The following is a 16,531-nucleotide window of genomic DNA, read 5'->3' as shown; positions in this document are numbered from 1 at the left end:
GACAGCGGCATGGCCATTGCGCGCAAGCCAAACAAGGCGTGCATGCAATGCGGCGCATTCTTTCGATCGTGTTTTCCGGAGACTTCAATCATGGCTATTACCGTCGGCGATTTTCTGGTCGATCGCCTGCATGCATGGGGCGTGCGCCGCATTTACGGTTATCCCGGCGACGGCATCAACGGCGTATTCGGCGCGCTCAGTCGCGCTAAAGGCAAGATCGAATTCATTCAGGCGCGTCATGAAGAGATGGCTGCGTTCATGGCATCGGCACATGCGAAGTTCACCGGCGAGTTGGGCGTATGCATCGCGACATCGGGTCCGGGCGCGGCGCATCTCGTCACCGGTCTCTACGACGCGCGCCTCGATCACATGCCCGTTCTCGCCATTGCGGGCCAGCAGGCACGCGCCGCATTGGGCGGACACTATCAGCAGGAAGTCGATCTGCCCGCGATGTTCAAGGACGTCGCCGGCGCCTTCGTTCAACAAGCGAGCGTGCCCTCGCAGATTCGTCATCTCGTCGATCGCGCGGTGCGTATTGCGCTATCGGAGCGCAAGGTGACGGCGCTCGTGCTGCCCAACGATCTGCAGGATCTGGAATACGAGCCGCCGGGCCGCAAGCACGGCACACTGCATTCGGGCGTGGGCTATCGCGCACCGAAGACGGTGCCTTATGCCGACGATCTGCAACGCGCCGCCGATGTGCTCAACGCCGGCAAGAAGGTCGCGATTCTCGTCGGCGCGGGCGCGCTGGAAGCCACGGACGAAGTCATCGCTGTCGCGGACAAACTCGGCGCGGGCGTCGCGAAGGCGCTGCTCGGCAAGGCCGCATTGCCGGACGATCTGCCCTTCGTCACCGGATCGATCGGCCTGCTCGGCACCGAGCCGAGCTACAAGCTGATGACCGAATGCGACACGCTCTTGATGATCGGCTCGGGCTTTCCCTACGCCGAGTTCCTGCCGAAGGAAGGCGAGGCGCGCGGCGTGCAGATCGACCTCAAGGCGGACATGCTTTCGATCCGCTATCCGATGGAAGTGAATCTCGTCGGCGACAGTGCCGAGACCTTGCGCGCGTTGCTGCCGCTTCTGGAACAGAAGACGGATGGCGCGTGGCGTAAGGACATCGAAGGCTGGATGGACGACTGGTGGAAGAAACTCGAAAAGCGCGCGATAGAGCCTGCGAAAGCCGGCGTGAATCCGCAGCGCACGATCTGGGAGCTGTCGCCGCGCGTGCCCGCGAACGCCATCGTCACGAGCGATTCCGGTTCGGTCGCGAACTGGTACGCGCGCGATCTCAAGGTCAAGCGCGGCATGAAGTGCTCGCTCTCGGGCGGCCTCGCCTCGATGGGCGCGGCCGTGCCCTACGCGATCGCGGCGAAATTCGCGTATCCGGAGCGTCCGGTGATCGCGCTCGTCGGCGATGGCGCGATGCAGATGAACAACATGGCCGAGCTCATCACGGTCGCGAAGTACTGGAAGCAATGGTCGGATCCGCGCTGGATCTGCATGGTGCTCAACAACGAAGACTTGAATCAGGTGACGTGGGAACAGCGCGTGATGGAAGGCGATCCGAAGTTCGAGGCATCGCAGGACATTCCTTCGGTGCCTTATCACAAGTTCGCGGAATTGATCGGGCTGAAGGGCTTTTATGTCGACGATGCCGAGCGCATGGCCGCCGTGTGGGACGAAGCGCTCGCGGCGGATCGTCCCGTCGTGATCGAAGTGAAGGCCGATCCGAACGTGCCGCCGCTGCCGCCGCACATCACGATCGCGCAGGCGAAGGCTTTCGCGACCACGCTCATGAAGGGCGATCCGAACCAGAGCCATGTGATCGTCGATACGGCGAAGCAAGTGCTGGGCGCAGTGCTGCCGGGCCACAAGGACAAGTGATCGTCCATGCATCTGAGGATTCACGACGGCTCGGCATATCCGACCGTCGGCGGCGTGAATCCTTCTCTCACCATTCAGGCGATCGCGCGTTGCACGGCGGACGAAATCGAAGCGCTTGCCGCACGCGGGGAGTTATCGCGATGAGAAAGCCTCGGGTCGTGGTCATCACCGGAGCGAGCGCGGGCGTGGGCCGCGCGACGGCGCTCGAATTCGCCCGACGCGGCGTGGACGTCGCGATGATCGCGCGCGATCCGCAAGCGCTCGAAGACGCCGCCGCCGACGTGCGCGCGCTCGGCGTGCGTGCGCTGAGCATCGCGCTCGACGTGAGCGAAAGCGGCGCGCTCGACAGTGCCGCCGCGCGCGTCGAAGCCGAGCTCGGCCCCATCGACGTATGGGTCAACAACGCGATGCTGACCTCGTTCGCGCGCTTCGCCGATATGCCCGAACGCGATTTCAGGCGCATCACGGACGTCACGTATCTCGGCTTCGTGTGGGGCACGATGGCCGCGTTGAAACGCATGACGCCGCGCAATCGCGGCGTCATCGTGCAGGTCGGTTCGGCGCTCGCGTATCGATCGATTCCGCTGCAATCGGCCTATTGCGGCGCGAAGCACGCGATACGCGGGTTCACCGATTCGCTGCGTTGCGAGTTGCATCATGCCAAGAGCCGCATCCATCTGACGATGGTGCAGATGCCCGCGCTCAACACGCCGCAATTCGACTGGGCCAGGAGCGCGATGCCGCACGCGCCGCGTCCCGTCGCGCCGATCTACGAACCCGAAGTCGCAGCGCGCGCGATATGGTGGGCGGCCACGCATCGGCGGCGCGAGCTGTGGGTCGGCATGTCGTCGGTCAAGGCGATACTTGCGAATGCAATCATCCCCGGTTTGCTCGATGTCTATCTCGGACGCACGGGCTTTCGCGCGCAGCAGGACCCCGCTCTCTCCAGCGGCGAACGTCCGGGCAATCTCTCGCAACCGGTCACTGAACTGCATCGGGTGCATGGGCGCTTCACGGACGAGGCGAAGCGCGCGAGCGCGTCGTTTTGGGTGGACACGCATCGCGGCCTGCTGCTTTGCGCGGGGCTCGGGCTGGGCGCCATCATCGCGCGCTTGATGCGTCGGCGCGCGTAATGACGATGACCGGCATTCGCTTCATGCGTTGTGATCGTGCGCGGTGATGCCATGACGCGCGCCATGCTTGCGCAGCGCGTCTTCGAAGAACGCGAGCGGCATCGGCTCCGGCAAGCCGTATTGCGGCTTCAGTTCGGCAAGCGCACGATCGAAGCGCACGAAGGTCGCGAAGTCGCGCGGATAACGCCGTGCATCGACACCGAGAAAGCGCCCTTCGCGTTTCGCCTTGGCGGTCAACGCGCCCCATTCGTCGATGCTCGTCACGCCGACGCCTTCGGTGCCATGCGAGAACAGCATCATGTCGATCTCGTCGAAGGACTCGCGTTCGAGAAAGCGGCGCAGCGTCTCTGCCGAAGGGTCGGTGCAGAAGACGAGCCAGAATGGGATCGCGCGCAATCGCAGCGTCGTGTACGGGTCCATCAGAAGAAATGAATCGACGACGAGCCGCTTCGACTCGATCCCCATCTCGCGATACCACGCGCGATACAACTCGGCCGTCGCGAAGCTGAACGCTTCCGGCTCTTCGAAGCGCCATTCGACGACGCGCCAGTTCTTCTGCTTCGCCAGCGCGACGATGAATTCGGTGAGCGCCACGTCATAGCCCCATTCGGCTTCGGGCGCGCGCAGGGTCGGCGCGGGCGCGTCCCATCGCGTGCGCTTCACGCCATAACGCGCGAGATAGCGCGCGACACGCGGCCCACCTTCGAAGTACTCGCGCTCGGTCGCGCCGCCCAGCGCGCCGAACTGATAGAACGATCGGTCGCCGGTGCGCGTAACGGGCCAGTCGCGCGTGCATCGGACGATATGAAGCGTCGCGTCCGGCGCAAGACTGCGCAGCAGAAACTCGCGATACGCCAGCGGCAGCGCGCGCAGCTTCAACCGGAAGTAGCTCATCGCGGAGAGCATCAGCCGGTCCTGATTCGGATCCTGCATATGATGAATCGCGATACGCGGATCGGCGCGAAGCAACGCATCGACGGCGGCGAGGCCGTCATCGAAGCCGCTTTGCGCATCGTCGGGATCGCTGAAGGGCGCGCGCACCGGGCACAGAAACGTCTGCGGCAGCCAGGGCACGCCGAGCGCCGCCGCAACGTGCGTGAGCGCGCCATTCGACGAACCGATGAACGCCGCATCGTAGGTGCGCTGCGGGTAAAGCCCCGCGATCCATTCGCCGATGCCTTCCACATCGAGACGCCGCGCCTGCCGCGCCGTGATGCCCTCCGACATGCCGCCCACGGTGTACACCCATTCGCGGGCGCGCTTCGGCAGCAGGTTGATCGGCGGCATCAGGCTATCGAGCAGCGGCGACTGGCTCGGGCTGCTGAAGCGTTCGCCATGCAGACACGCGGCGAGCGCCTGCACCATGCCCGCGGCCGAATCGAAGCGGGCAATGCCGCGCGGTGGCTTCGTCATCTCGATGCGCCGCCCTGGAGAAGAAACGCGCGGATCGCGAGCGCGAAGCTATGCGGATAGACATAGTTGAGCGTGTGCGTGCCGCCGTCTATCGTCAGCAACGCGCCGTTCGGCACGCGCGCCGCCACTTCGCTCGCCCACGCGAGCGGCGCGACGGGATCGCGCGATCCGGCGACGACGAGCGTCGGCGCAACGATGCGCGACAGCTTGCGCTCGATGCGATCGCGCATGAGTTCGCGCATCGTCGCGAGCGCGCGCACCACGCCCGCTTTCGCATAGTCGATGCGCCCGATCGGCGCCGACGATCTCGCCTGTTCGAGCCGTCCATTGCGCCAGTCGCGACAAACTTGCGTGAAGAGCGAGCGCGCATCGCGATCGACGGTCGGTCCTTGCAGCACGAGCCGGTCGACCGACTCGGGATAGCGCGCGGCGAAATCCGCGAGAATCTGGCAGCCGAAGGAATTGCCGATGAACATCGCCCGCTCGATGCCGCGCGCGCCGAGCCAGAGGCGCAACGCATCGGCGAGTTCGGGCACCGACAGCGCGCCGCCGCGCAGTTTGCTTTCGCCGAAGCCGGGCAGATCGGGCGCGTACACGTCGAAGTCGCTGCGCAACGCGAGCGCGAGCGGCTCCATGTAGCGGCTCGATATCACGAGACCATGCACGAGCACCACGGGCAGGCGCTTCGCGTGGCCACCTTCGCATGCCGCGTGACGCGAGAACATGCGATACGGTCCGGCCTGCGTGTAGCGCGCCGTGATGCCCTTGCGGGCGCTTTCATCGGAAAGTGCGGGCGTGCGCTTGAGGCGCGTCCATTCGATCGCCGCCCAGGCCACGAACGCGCACGCGCCGACGCCCGCGACGATGCGCCATGAAGGCCGCGCGGCCGTCACGCGGCGGGATCGAGCGCGACCTTGATCCATCCCGGTTGCCTTTGATCGAATGCCTTGTATGCGTCGATGACGTTCATCATCGGCTCGCGTGTCGACAGCACGCGCAGCGGATCGAACGATCCGTTCCTCACGCGCTCGACGAGTCCGGGCGTCACCGCGCGATGATTGCAGTTGCCCATCTTGATGGTGAGATTCTTGTTCATCGCCACGCCGAGCGGAAAGAAGCGGTCGTTCGGCGGATACACGCCGATCACGCCGAGCGTGCCCGCCTTCGCCAATGCAGCCACGCCCCAGTCGAGCGCCTGCGTGGGCGCATCGCCGGGAATCCAGTTGCCGTCGTGTTCGTTGCGCTGCGCCGTCACGGTCCTGCTTTCCGCTTCGCCCTGCTTGACGGCATCCTGCGATGCAGCCGGCCCGCCCTGCGCGTGCACTGCATCGACGCCCACGGCATCGATCACACGATCCACGCCGATGCCGCCCGTCAACGCGAGAATCGTTGCGACGGGATCCTCCTCGTCGAAGTTCACCGCTTCCGCGCCTTGCGCGCGCGCCATCGCGAGACGATCCGTCAGGCGATCCACGACGATCACGCGTCCCGCGCCGAGCATGAACGCACTCGCGACGGCGAACTGGCCGACCGGTCCCGCGCCGAAGACCGCGACGGTATCGCCGTCACGCACCTCGGCAAGTTGCGCCCCGAAAAAGCCCGTCGGAAAGATATCGGACAGCAGGATCGCGCGTTCGTCGTCGATATTCTCCGGCAATTTGATGAGGCTCGCATGGGCTAGCGGCGTGCGCGCGTATTCGGCCTGCAATCCGTCGATCGGCCCCGTCGACTTCGGTCCGCCAAAGAACGCCGTGCCTGCCGCCGCGCCATTGGGATTCGCCGAGTCGCACTGCGCCGTGTAGCCCGTGCGGCAATAGGAACAGCAGCCACACGAAATCGTCGATGGAATCAGCACGCGGTCTCCCGGCTTCAGGTTGCGCACGCCGCGACCGACCTGCTCGATCACGCCGACGCCCTCGTGGCCGAGTATCGTGCCCGGCACCATCCCTGGCAGCGTGCCGCGCACCATGTGCAGATCGGTGCCGCAGATCGCGCTCGCGGTCAGGCGCACGATCGCGTCCTGATCGTGACGAATCGAAGAGTCGGGCACGTTATCGAGCGAGATATCGCCTATTCCATGAAACACAACCGCTTTCATTGCACACTCCTTGAATGGCCGGGTCCGTGTGCGATTTCAGCAATGGATGCGCCCGCGCACCGCATTAGGGACTTTCGTTTCAGCGAGAAGCAACAGCGGGTCCAGACCGGGTACGGCGCTTGCCCGCATGTTCGACACACATCGAGGAATGCGCCATGAATACGCTGCGCATCGACGATCTGCATCCGACGCAGGCGACGCACGGAGAACGGCAGGTCCGCCGCAAAGCCGAGGAATATCGCGCGCTGAGCGCACATGAACTGGCAATGTCGATAGCCGCGAAGCCGATTGCCGTCGTGCTCGGGCCGGGCGGCGAGCCGTATGTCATCGACCATCATCATGTGGCTTGCGCGCTGGCCCGCATCGGCGTGCAGGACGTGCCGTTCGTGCTGGTGCGGGACTTGTCGTCGTTATCGCGCGCGGCGTTCTGGCTGACGATGGAGAACGAGGCGTGGGTGCATCCCTACGACGCCGATGGCCGCCGCATCGCTTTCAAGGACATGCCGGTGCATATGCGGGACGCCATCGACGACGATTTTCGCAGCCTTGCGGCCTTCGTGCGCAGCGCGGGCGGCTACGAAAAAACCGACGTGCCGCTTGCCGATTTTCGCTGGGCGGACTTCTTTCGCGCGCACTTCCCGCGACCGCGCGCCGATGCGCAATTCGACGCGCTGCTCGAACGCGCCGCCGGTCTGGCCCGCAGCGACGCGGCTCTCGGCCTTCCCGGTTTCATCGGATGATCTTCAACGCGGATTCGCCGCAATGAAATTCTTGAGCGCGGTATAGACGGGTTTCTTCGTCACGCCGTCGTTGAGCATGATGCCGTAAGGGCCCTGACCGGTGGGCGGATCGTCGTAGAGCTCGTAGACCTGTATCGACTGAATGTTGTATTGCGGCGCGATTGAGAGAAGCCTGCCCATCATGTCGTTGGCCATGTAAGTGGCCGCCTGATCGACGGTGCCGGGAAAGTCCGGACGCATGCCCACTTCGTTGATCCAGATCGGCTTGCCGAACGACAGCAGCGTGCCGACTACGTTGTAGCAGCGGATTCCGCATGCGTGCGTGATATCGCCCTGCTCCGAGTACCAGTGCCACGCGGTGATGTCCCACGTCACGATGGGATGTCCGCTCGTGCCGTCGGGTTGCGTGCCGTTGGCGAGCATCGTATCGAGGCCGAGGTGCATCCACGTATTGCCGCCGATGATGATCTTGCCGACAGCATCCACCGACTTGATGCCCGCGATCAATCCGCGAATCACGCCGCGCGCGATCCGATAACAATCGTTGTGGTAATCGGCCGGATTCACGCCGTCGACCGCACCGACGAGACATGTCGGCGCAAGTTCGTTGGTGACTTCGTAATAGGCATATTGCTGCACGCTGACGATTTGCTGAGCGAGCGTGAAGCTCGCCTGATAAGCCGAATTCTCATCGGCGAAGTTGAGGTCTTGCAGGATCACCGGATAAACCATCACGCCGGATTGCGCCATGATCTTCGCGAACTTCGCGAGATTTTTCGCGCCGGCTACGTTGGAAATGTCGTTGCGGTACATCGTCATGTTGAGGTCTTTCAGTTGCGCGGCTTGTTGCTCCGGCGTCGACGTCTGATATGGACCGACCCAGTTGGCATGACCGTTCATGCCATAAAACACGCTGCCCGCAGGCGCAATCACAGGCTTTGCGGTGCTGCTCGCGCCGCCGGGGCTGCTCGCCGCCGACGGCGCCGATGCAACCGCTGGCGCCGATGCAACCGCAGGCGCCGACGCTCCGCCGTCCGAAGGGCTCGACGCCGCTATGGGACTCGATGCACCCGAAGGACTCGATTGCGCGCCACCGGTCGTGCTCGCGCCGCCAGTTTCACCGCCGCCACCGCCGCCGCATGCGGCCAACAGAAGCGCGATCGCGAAACCCGGCCATATCGAAAGCCGCCCCGCTGAAATAATGCGCCGCGATTTGAAGATGTGAGCAACGGATCGAATGAAAGTAATGGCTTTCATGGCGCGTTCGGAATATTCAAAATGAATATCGAGCGGCCGGTTCATTGCCGGAATTGAAACGCCCGCGTCGCGCGGCGAAATGCGAGCGCGAACAGGCACAGCCGCGTTCGACGAATGACGAACGCGGCCCCGCTTCGATACGAGAGATAAGACGACGCCCCACTGACCGATGCGCGCAAACGCGATGGCGCGAGCGTGGCAATCGCCGGACGCAACAAAGGGCCTTCGCGCTGCGTTTCAATCGAGCGCGCGAAGGAGAATCGGAAACCATCGAAAGACACGAACATGCATGGACATGCATGTCGCAAATACGTTAGTACATCATAACGTCGGTGCGCGCTTATTCAAGCATTGCGAGTGAATCGGCGAAGAATACTTATCGAATCGATAAGATCCATTGGACTGATGAAAACGCTTCGCGAAATAAAGCGCATTACATGCGTTGCGCCGTAAGGCTATCGTTGGGATCGTGGATTGCTCGGGGAACGAAGCCCCGCGCGCCCGTCTGGCGTGCCGGAACCTCACTGCGAGCCAATCTTTCAAGGAGATACATGCGGATGCCTGCTACGCACAAAGCGATCCATTGTGCCAGCCGGAGCACCCGCGCCATGATCGCTTTTCTCGCCGCATTCGTTTGTCACGCGAGCGCGCGCGCCGACGCGCCGCTCAATTACTTCCTCCGCGCCGACGGTCCCGCCGCCACGCCGACGATGCGTCTCGGCTGGGCGCTCGCGGCACTGGCCGTCGCCGTCGCGCTGATCGTGAGCGTATTGCTCGTCGGCGCGATCATCCGCAAGCGTCCGCCGCCCACGAAGCGCGATGCATCGCACGTGCAGGGCGAAGGCGGCGGCATGCGCTGGGTCTGGATCGGCACGGGCATCTCGTCGGTCGCGCTTTTCGTCGCGCTCGCCTATGTGCTGGTGACGCTCGAATCGGTCGCGTCGCCGAGAAAGGAGCCCGCGCTGACCATCGCGATCACGGCCTACGACTGGTGGTGGAAGATCGACTATGCGGGCGTGACCACGGCCAACGAGATTCACATACCGGTCGGCGAGCCTGTGAAAATCGAATTGCGCAGCGCCGATGTCATTCATGCGTTCTGGGTGCCGCGTCTCGCGGGCAAGACTCAGACGATACCGGGTGTCGTCAACGAGCAATGGATTCAGGCGGATCGCGCGGGCGTGTATCGCGGGCAATGCTCGCAGTTTTGCGGCGCGCAACACGCGCATATGGCCTTCGAAGTGATCGCGGAACCGCGTGCCCAATTCGATGCGTGGTACGCGGCGCAAGCGCGCCCGCATGCCGCCGACGCCACCGCGAGCGCCGGGCAGCGACTCTTTCTCGATCGCTGCGCGGGCTGTCACGCCGTGCGCGGCAGCGATGCGAACGGCACGCAAGCGCCCGATCTCACGCATCTGAATTCGCGCAGGCTCATCGCCGCCGGCACGTTGCCGAACACCGAATCGAATCAACTCGACTGGATACGCCATGCACAGCGCATCAAACCGGATTCGCTGATGCCATCGATCGCGCTCACAGCGGCCGAAGCCGCCGCGCTCTCCGCTTATCTTCGGACACTGCAATGACCGAACACGCCACGTCCCCGCCGCCGCTGCAACGCACGCTGGCGATCGGCCGCATCGAACCCGGCAGCGCCGAAGAACGCAAGCTGCGCGAGACATGGGAAACGCCACCGGGATGGCGCGGCTGGCTTTCGACCGTCGATCATAAAAGCATCGGCTTGCGCTATCTCCTCACCGCGTTTGCGTTTCTGATCGCGGGCGGCATCGAGGCGCTCATCATGCGCGTGCAGCTTGCGCGCCCGGACTCGACGCTGCTCACGCCCGAGCAATACAACCAGCTCTTCACGATGCACGGCGTGACGATGATCTTCCTTTACGCGTTGCCCGTGCTCTCCGGCTTCTCCAACTATCTGTGGCCGCTGATACTCGGCGCGCGCGACATGGCGTTTCCGCGCCTGAATGCGCTGTCGTACTGGATCTTTCTTTTCGCCGGACTCTTTCTGTATGCGAGCTTTCCGTTCGGCGAAGCGCCCAACGCCGGCTGGTTCAACTATGCGCCGCTTGCCGGTCTCACTTACAACACCGGTCCCAACATCGATGTCTATGCGCTCGGCATGGTGCTGCTCGGCATCTCGACGACAGTCGGCTCGATGAACTTCGTGGTCACGTTCCTGCGCATGCGCGCGCCGGGCATGTCGCTCGATCGCGTGCCGGTGCTCGTGTGGGGCACGCTCACCGCATCGGGCGGCAACCTGCTTGCAGTGCCATCGGTGAGTCTCGCGTTCTTTCTGTTGTGGCTCGACCGGCGCATCGGCACGCATTTCTTCGACGTCGTCAACGGCGGCCGCGCGCTGCTCTGGCAGCATCTCTTCTGGATCTTCGCGCATCCGTGGGTGTATGCCGTGGTGCTGCCCGCGATGGGCATCGTCTCCGATGCGCTCCCGGTCTTCTGCCGCAGGCCGCTGGTCGGCTATCTGCCGGTCGCGCTGTCGACTGTCGCGACGATGGTCATCGGCTTCGTCGTATGGATCCATCACATGTTCGCGACGGGCATTCCCGCGCTCGCGCTGTCGTTCTTCGGCGCGGCGAGCATGGTGATCGCGATACCGAGCGCGGTCGCGACGTTCGCATGGATCGCGACGATATGGACGGGACGTCCCGTGTTTCGCGTGCCTTTTCTGTATTTCGCGGGCTTCGTGTTTCTCTTCGTGATCGGCGGATTGTCGGGCGTGCTCACCGCAGCGGTGCCTTTCGACTGGCAACTCACGGATACCTATTTCGTCGTCGCGCATCTGCATTACGTGCTGCTCGGCATCAACGTGTTTCCCGTTATCGGCGGCATCTACTTCTGGTTCCCGAAATTCACCGGGCGCATGATGAGCGAGAGGATCGGGCGCATCGGCTTCTGGATTCTGTTCACGGGCTTCAACATCGCGTTCTTTCCGATGCATATCGCGGGCTTGCTCGGCATGCCGCGACGCATCTATACCTACGCGCCCGACATGGGCTGGAACACGGTCAACATGATTACGTCGATCGGCGCGTTCCTGTTCGCGTTCGGCGTGCTGATCTTCATGTGGGACTTCGTGTACAGCCTGCGGCGCGGTCCCGTTGCGGGCGATAACCCCTGGGATGCGCCCACGCTCGAATGGGCGACTTCATCGCCGCCGCCGCCGTATAACTTCGCGATCGCGCCGCGCATCGCGAGCCGTCATCCGCTATGGGAGGAACGCATTTCCGGCAAGATGCGTTCGCGGCTCGACGAAGGCTACATCCTCGACAAGGGACGCGAGGCGCTCGGCACCACCGCGCTCGACGGCGATCCCGACGTGATTCTCAAGATGCCGGAAGACTCGTATGCGCCTTTCTGGCTCGGCGTCGCGTCGCTGGTGTTCTTCTCGGGCCTCGCATTGACCGCATGGTGGCTCGCGGCGCTCGGGTTGATCGGATGCGGCGCGGCCATCGTCGTATGGTTGTGGCCGCGCCGCGAACTCGGCCAGCGCGACGATACGCCCGAGCCGCACGAAACCGGAGCGACACCATGAGCGATTTCGCGGAAGCGTTGCCCGAACGCGCGCGTCTGCCCATCGGCAGTCCGGGCGAACGGTCGGGCGGATGGTGGGGATGTCTCACGCTCGTCGCGACCGAAGCGGCGCTCTTCGGCTATCTGATCTTCTCGTATCTGTATCTCGCTTCGCAGACGACACAACACTGGCCGCCCGAAGGCATGCCGAAGCTCGGCCTCGGCATTGCGAACACCTGCATTTTGTTGTCGAGCAGCGTGTTCGTATGGGCAAGCGAGCGCTTCGTGCGGCGCGGAAAACGCGGCATGGGCGTGCTGATGCTCGCTATCGCGCTTGCGCTCGGGGCGATCTTCGTCGGCATACAACTCAAGGAATGGGCCAATCATCCCTACGGCCTGACGACGCATCTCTACGGCTCGCTCTACTTCACGATCACCGGCTTTCACATGATGCATGTGCTCGTCGGCCTCGTCGTGCTCGCGTTCCTGCTGCTATGGACCGCGCTCGGCTACTTCGACCGGGCGCGTTCGGCGGCGCTGACCATCGGCGGCTTGTATTGGCATTTCGTCGATGTCGTATGGCTCTTCATCTTCGCGACGCTGTATCTGTCGCCCTACGTGCTGGCGAAATGAAATGAACGACGCATCGCCCATCGACGAAAAGCGGCATCCCGTGCGTCCGGGCGGCATGGCGCTCGCGATCGGTCTCCTGCTCGCACCCGCCGCGTGGATGACGCAGACGACGCTCGCGCAGACCATCGCCGCGTGGGGCTGCTTCCCGCATGAGCGTCCGGTGAACGCGCCCGCGATGCCTTGGCTCGAGCACGGCATCGTGCTGCTGGCGCTCGTCGCGTTGCTGCTGGGCGTCGCGGGCGGCGTCGTCGCGTGGCGCAACTGGCGGCGTACGGGCGAGCTTGCATCGACGCTGAAAGAGCATGGAACGATCGACAGACATGCGGCCCGCGATGCGTTCATCGCGCGGGCGGGGGCGCTTGCGAGCGCGCTCTTCGTGTTCGCGCTGATCGCGACGGATCTCGCGTGGCTGCTCGTGTCGCCATGTGGAGGACGCTGATCGTGACGACGTTCCGACGCCGCGCGCTCTTCTGCGCTTTCACGCTGATCGCATCGATGCCGCTCGCTCGCGGACAGACGCCCGATCTCGTCACGCGCGGCGCGTATCTCGCGAAGGCCGCCGATTGCGCCGGCTGTCATACCGCGCCGCCCGCGCCCGGCAAACCGCAGCCGCATCCGTTCGCGGGCGGCCTGCCGATGGGCTCGCCCTTCGGCACGATCTGGTCGAGCAACATCACGCCGGACCCGCAACATGGCATCGGGCGTTATAGCTACGAGGACTTCGCGCGCGCGTTGCGTGAAGGCGTCGCGCCGGGCGGCAAGCATCTTTATCCGGCGATGCCTTATCCATCGTTCTCGAAGATCAGCGACGGCGACATGCGCGCGCTCTATGCCTATTTCATGCACGGCGTGGAACCCGTCGCGCAAGCCGCGCCCGAAACGCATCTGCCGTTTCCGTTCAGCCAGCGCTGGGCGCTCGTCTTCTGGAATCTCGCCTTCAGGCCGACGGAACCGTTCACGCCCGATCCGAAGCGCGAAGCGCAATGGAATCGCGGCGCCTATCTCGTGCAATCGCTCGGGCACTGCGGCGCGTGCCATACGCCGCGCGGACCTGCCTATAACGAACGCGGCTATACCGAATCGTCGCGGACGTATCTCACGGGCGGCACCAACGATCACTGGTACGCGCCGAACCTGACCGGCGTATCGGGCGCGGGACTGGGCCGCATTGCACCCGACGACATCGCCGCGTTTCTCAAGACGGGGCACGGCGCGGGTCTCGCCACCTTCGGCAGCATGGTGCAGGTGGTCGAAGACAGCACGCAATATCTCGACGATCAGGATCTGCTCGCGATCGCGTCGTATCTGAAGAGCCTGCCGGCGAACGGAAACGGCGGCACCTACGATGCGCGCTCGCGCGCGGCGCAACAGAGCGTGGCCGCATTGCGCACCGGCGACGACGAGCGTCCCGGCGCGGGTCTCTATCAAAGCGCATGCGCGCGCTGTCACAAGAGCGACGGCGCGGGTGAAGCGTTCAAGTATCCGCGGCTTGCGGGCAATCCGGCCGTGCTGTCGGAGAAGCCCGATTCGCTCGTGCGGATGGTGCTGCAGGGCGGCAACGCGCCATCCACGGAACATGGGCCGCAGCCGAAGAAGATGCCCGCGTTCGCCGACAAGCTCACCGATACGGAAATCGCCCGCGTGCTGACCTTCGTTCGCTCGGCATGGGGCAACGATGCTTCGCCTGTCACGACGCGCGACGTGCGCAGCATGCGCGATGCGGTCTCGAAGCGCGCGCAACCTTGAATTGACGAAGCGAAAGTGACCGATTCACTGCGCCGCATCGGCGATTCGCGGCCCGTTGTACCATGGTTGACTGGACAAAATTTCCTACTACGCGAACGTCCGCCATGGCCAACACCAAATCTTTAGAGGAACTCGCACGTCTTGACCTGCATATCGAGAATTGCGGGCGGCGCATCGTCGAGCAGACGGAACGCCTCGAATCGCTCCGACAGTGCGGATGGAACACCGACGACTCGGAAAGCCTGTTGCGCAATCTCATCACCAGCCTGCGCGCGCTCGATCAGCTTCGCAAGACCGTGGTCAAGGAAGTCGACGAAGCGGACCACTGATCGCCATTTCCGCTCTTCGCGCGTCGTAAGGCGCGGATTCCGCACGCCGTGTTTCGATTCCTGGAACGCTCGATGCTGACACGACCGCATGACCGCGCATGCGGTCGTCTTTCTAACCAGCACCGGAGTCGTGAATGAAAACACTCGTCAATGAAAGAGCGCGCAGCGCCGCTCGTACAGGCGCCCTCAGGGAAAGCCGGGCCACGGTCGTTCTTGAAGCGGCAGCGTAAGGAGCACGACATGAGCAATACCACCGATAGCGGATACCCACGCCCGCCGATGCCGGCGCAACAGCAGGACAATCGCCCGGGACTCACCGGCCCGATGGACCCGCCGCCCGATCACGGCGAATCGAGCTACAAGGGCAGCAACCGGCTCGCCGGCAAAGTCGCGCTCATCACGGGCGCGGACAGCGGCATCGGCCGCGCGGTGGCGATCGCCTATGCGCGCGAAGGCGCGGACGTCGCCATCTCCTATCTCAACGAGCATGACGACGCCGAGGAAACGAAGCGCTGGGTCGAGAAAGCCGGACGCCGCGCGCTGCTTCTGCCCGGCGATATCACGGATCGCGAGCATTGCAAGCAGATCGTCGCGAAGACGGCCGAAACGTTCGGGCGCATCGACGTGCTCGTGAACAACGCGGCGTATCAGGCGACTTACGACAAGCTCGAAGACATCAGCGACGACGAATGGGACAAGACCTATTCGACGAATATCGGCGCGATGTTCCGCATCACGAAGGCCGCGCTCGCGCATATGAAAGAAGGCAGTTCGATCGTCAACACGACGTCCGTCAATGCCGATGCGCCGAATCCCGGACTGATCGCGTATGCGAGCACGAAGGGCGCGATCCAGAACTTCACGGGCGGGCTTGCGCAACTGCTGGCCGAGCGCGGCATACGCGCGAACTGCGTGGCGCCGGGGCCGATCTGGACGCCGCTGATTCCATCGACGATGCCGCCTTCGAGCGTCGAGAACTTCGGCAAGCAGGTGCCGATGAAGCGCCCCGGACAGCCTGCGGAACTCGCGGCGCCTTATGTGATGCTGGCATCGGACGAGGCGAGCTACATATCGGGCGCGACCATCGCGGTAACGGGCGGCAAGCCGATTATTTAGCGCGGCCGGGGCACAGCGAATGCTGTATTGAAAGCATGAAAGGCTTCGCGCGAAGCCAATGACAAGAGCGGGCGATGAGCCCGAACAATCATGCAATCCGACATGTTGAAGCTGGCCCGTGAATCCGGAATGACCGTTCTGCTCGACGGCAGGATCGGACAGCAGGCGTACATGAGCGTCAGCGGATCGGCGGATGCGCTGCAAAAATTCGCTCACGACGTGCACGCTTCGCTATCCAGGGAGCCGCGACGCAAGGCACGCGCGGCACGCTCGCCCAGCCTCAATTCGCTCGTCATGGCGCGTATGCGCGAGTGCATCGCCGCACGCGCGTTTCGCGGCGTCGGCACGCTGCATCGCCGCCGGCAGACCCCGCGCGGCGCACGTCCTACGTTAAGATCCCGCTCTTCCACTGCGCGATGCGAGCCACAATGAGCGAGCGATGCTGCATCATGGCCGTCAGCGTGTCTTCGAGCGTGCTGAGCAGCCTGACCGCATCCGTCGTGTCGTGTCCGCCGGAGCGCAGTTGCTCGATTATCTTGCGCTGACGCTCGATGCGTTCCTTGCCTTCGTTGATATCGCGATCAGCCTGGACAAGCGCCAGGCTCTCCGCTTCGAGATCCATTCGATCCTCCG

At 64.0% G+C, this 16,531-nt stretch carries 16 protein-coding genes and 1 pseudogene; 12 read left to right on the top strand and 5 right to left on the bottom strand.

Annotated features, from left to right (window positions below; translation table 11 throughout):
• Positions 1–90: 90 nt before the first annotated feature.
• The 3 genes and pseudogenes from QCE49_RS14425 to QCE49_RS14415 all read left to right on the top strand — a co-directional run bounded on the left by QCE49_RS14425 (position 91) and on the right by QCE49_RS14415 (position 3,020).
• Positions 91–1,887 carry a thiamine pyrophosphate-requiring protein gene (locus QCE49_RS14425; RefSeq protein ID WP_250441572.1) on the top strand — a complete coding sequence of 599 codons (1,797 nt, stop codon included), beginning with the start codon at positions 91–93 and terminating at the stop codon, positions 1,885–1,887.
• Positions 1,888–1,896: 9 nt separating this feature from the next.
• Positions 1,897–2,031 (top strand): annotated as a pseudogene (locus QCE49_RS14420) (GMC oxidoreductase); the annotation flags it as partial.
• Positions 2,028–3,020: an SDR family oxidoreductase gene (locus QCE49_RS14415; RefSeq protein ID WP_250459950.1), complete on the top strand. Its 993-nt coding sequence runs from the start codon at positions 2,028–2,030 to the stop codon at positions 3,018–3,020. The pseudogene QCE49_RS14420 and the gene QCE49_RS14415, both read left to right, overlap by 4 nt.
• Positions 3,021–3,041: 21 nt before the next feature.
• Here the strand turns inward: QCE49_RS14415 and QCE49_RS14410 are convergent, their stop codons facing one another.
• The 3 genes from QCE49_RS14410 to QCE49_RS14400 are packed head-to-tail and all read right to left on the bottom strand — an operon-like array spanning position 3,042 to position 6,531.
• On the bottom strand, positions 3,042–4,433 hold the full coding sequence (locus QCE49_RS14410; RefSeq protein WP_250459953.1) for a hypothetical protein: 1,392 nt from the start codon (positions 4,431–4,433) through the stop codon (positions 3,042–3,044).
• Complete coding sequence (locus QCE49_RS14405) at positions 4,430–5,356, bottom strand: alpha/beta fold hydrolase (RefSeq protein ID WP_250459955.1); 927 nt, start codon at positions 5,354–5,356, stop codon at positions 4,430–4,432. The genes QCE49_RS14410 and QCE49_RS14405 overlap by 4 nt, the downstream gene beginning before the upstream one ends.
• Positions 5,323–6,531 carry a zinc-dependent alcohol dehydrogenase gene (locus QCE49_RS14400; protein WP_250459957.1) on the bottom strand — a complete coding sequence of 403 codons (1,209 nt, stop codon included), beginning with the start codon at positions 6,529–6,531 and terminating at the stop codon, positions 5,323–5,325. Before QCE49_RS14400 ends, QCE49_RS14405 begins: the two co-directional genes overlap by 34 nt.
• Positions 6,532–6,686: 155 nt before the next feature.
• Here QCE49_RS14400 and QCE49_RS14395 point away from each other — a divergent pair, with 155 nt between their 5' ends.
• The gene (locus QCE49_RS14395) at positions 6,687–7,271 is read left to right on the top strand and encodes a ParB/Srx family N-terminal domain-containing protein (protein ID WP_250459959.1); all 585 of its coding nucleotides are present in this window, start codon (positions 6,687–6,689) and stop codon (positions 7,269–7,271) included.
• Between the two features lie 3 nt (positions 7,272–7,274).
• Here the strand turns inward: QCE49_RS14395 and QCE49_RS14390 are convergent, their stop codons facing one another.
• Positions 7,275–8,528, bottom strand: coding sequence for a hypothetical protein (locus tag QCE49_RS14390; RefSeq protein ID WP_250459961.1), 1,254 nt, complete (start codon positions 8,526–8,528; stop codon positions 7,275–7,277).
• A 608-nt stretch (positions 8,529–9,136) separates the two neighbouring features.
• On the opposite strand from QCE49_RS14390, the gene coxB reads away from it, so the two are divergent.
• From coxB to QCE49_RS14350, 8 genes are all read left to right on the top strand, one after another.
• Positions 9,137–10,114, top strand: a complete 978-nt coding sequence (gene coxB / locus QCE49_RS14385) for a cytochrome c oxidase subunit II (RefSeq protein WP_250459963.1) — start codon at positions 9,137–9,139, stop codon at positions 10,112–10,114.
• Positions 10,111–12,096, top strand: a complete 1,986-nt coding sequence (ctaD, locus tag QCE49_RS14380; protein WP_008345951.1) for a cytochrome c oxidase subunit I — start codon at positions 10,111–10,113, stop codon at positions 12,094–12,096. The genes coxB and ctaD overlap by 4 nt, the downstream gene beginning before the upstream one ends.
• On the top strand, positions 12,093–12,707 hold the full coding sequence (locus QCE49_RS14375; protein ID WP_250459965.1) for a cytochrome c oxidase subunit 3: 615 nt from the start codon (positions 12,093–12,095) through the stop codon (positions 12,705–12,707). Before ctaD ends, QCE49_RS14375 begins: the two co-directional genes overlap by 4 nt.
• Before the next feature lies 1 nt (position 12,708).
• Positions 12,709–13,146: a hypothetical protein gene (locus tag QCE49_RS14370; RefSeq protein ID WP_008345953.1), complete on the top strand. Its 438-nt coding sequence runs from the start codon at positions 12,709–12,711 to the stop codon at positions 13,144–13,146.
• Complete coding sequence (locus tag QCE49_RS14365; protein ID WP_409014132.1) at positions 13,131–14,453, top strand: c-type cytochrome; 1,323 nt, start codon at positions 13,131–13,133, stop codon at positions 14,451–14,453. The genes QCE49_RS14370 and QCE49_RS14365 overlap by 16 nt, the downstream gene beginning before the upstream one ends.
• Positions 14,454–14,557: 104 nt before the next feature.
• Positions 14,558–14,782 carry a hypothetical protein gene (locus tag QCE49_RS14360; RefSeq protein ID WP_250459968.1) on the top strand — a complete coding sequence of 75 codons (225 nt, stop codon included), beginning with the start codon at positions 14,558–14,560 and terminating at the stop codon, positions 14,780–14,782.
• Between the two features lie 240 nt (positions 14,783–15,022).
• Positions 15,023–15,898 (top strand): glucose 1-dehydrogenase, encoded by an 876-nt coding sequence (locus tag QCE49_RS14355; protein ID WP_175981939.1) that lies wholly within the window; start codon positions 15,023–15,025, stop codon positions 15,896–15,898.
• A 90-nt stretch (positions 15,899–15,988) separates the two neighbouring features.
• A complete protein-coding gene (locus tag QCE49_RS14350; protein ID WP_250459970.1) occupies positions 15,989–16,330 on the top strand; it encodes a hypothetical protein in 342 nt (113 codons plus the stop codon).
• Here QCE49_RS14350 and QCE49_RS14345 read toward each other — a convergent pair.
• Positions 16,284–16,520 (bottom strand): hypothetical protein, encoded by a 237-nt coding sequence (locus tag QCE49_RS14345; RefSeq protein ID WP_008345957.1) that lies wholly within the window; start codon positions 16,518–16,520, stop codon positions 16,284–16,286. The genes QCE49_RS14350 and QCE49_RS14345 overlap by 47 nt on opposite strands.
• Positions 16,521–16,531 lie beyond the last annotated feature (11 nt).

The organism is Caballeronia sp. LZ008 (genome assembly GCF_031451435.1).
GTDB lineage: Bacteria > Pseudomonadota > Gammaproteobacteria > Burkholderiales > Burkholderiaceae > Caballeronia > Caballeronia zhejiangensis.
The sequence above is the reverse complement of the archived record's forward strand: the minus strand, read 5'-3'. Positions and strand labels throughout refer to the sequence as shown.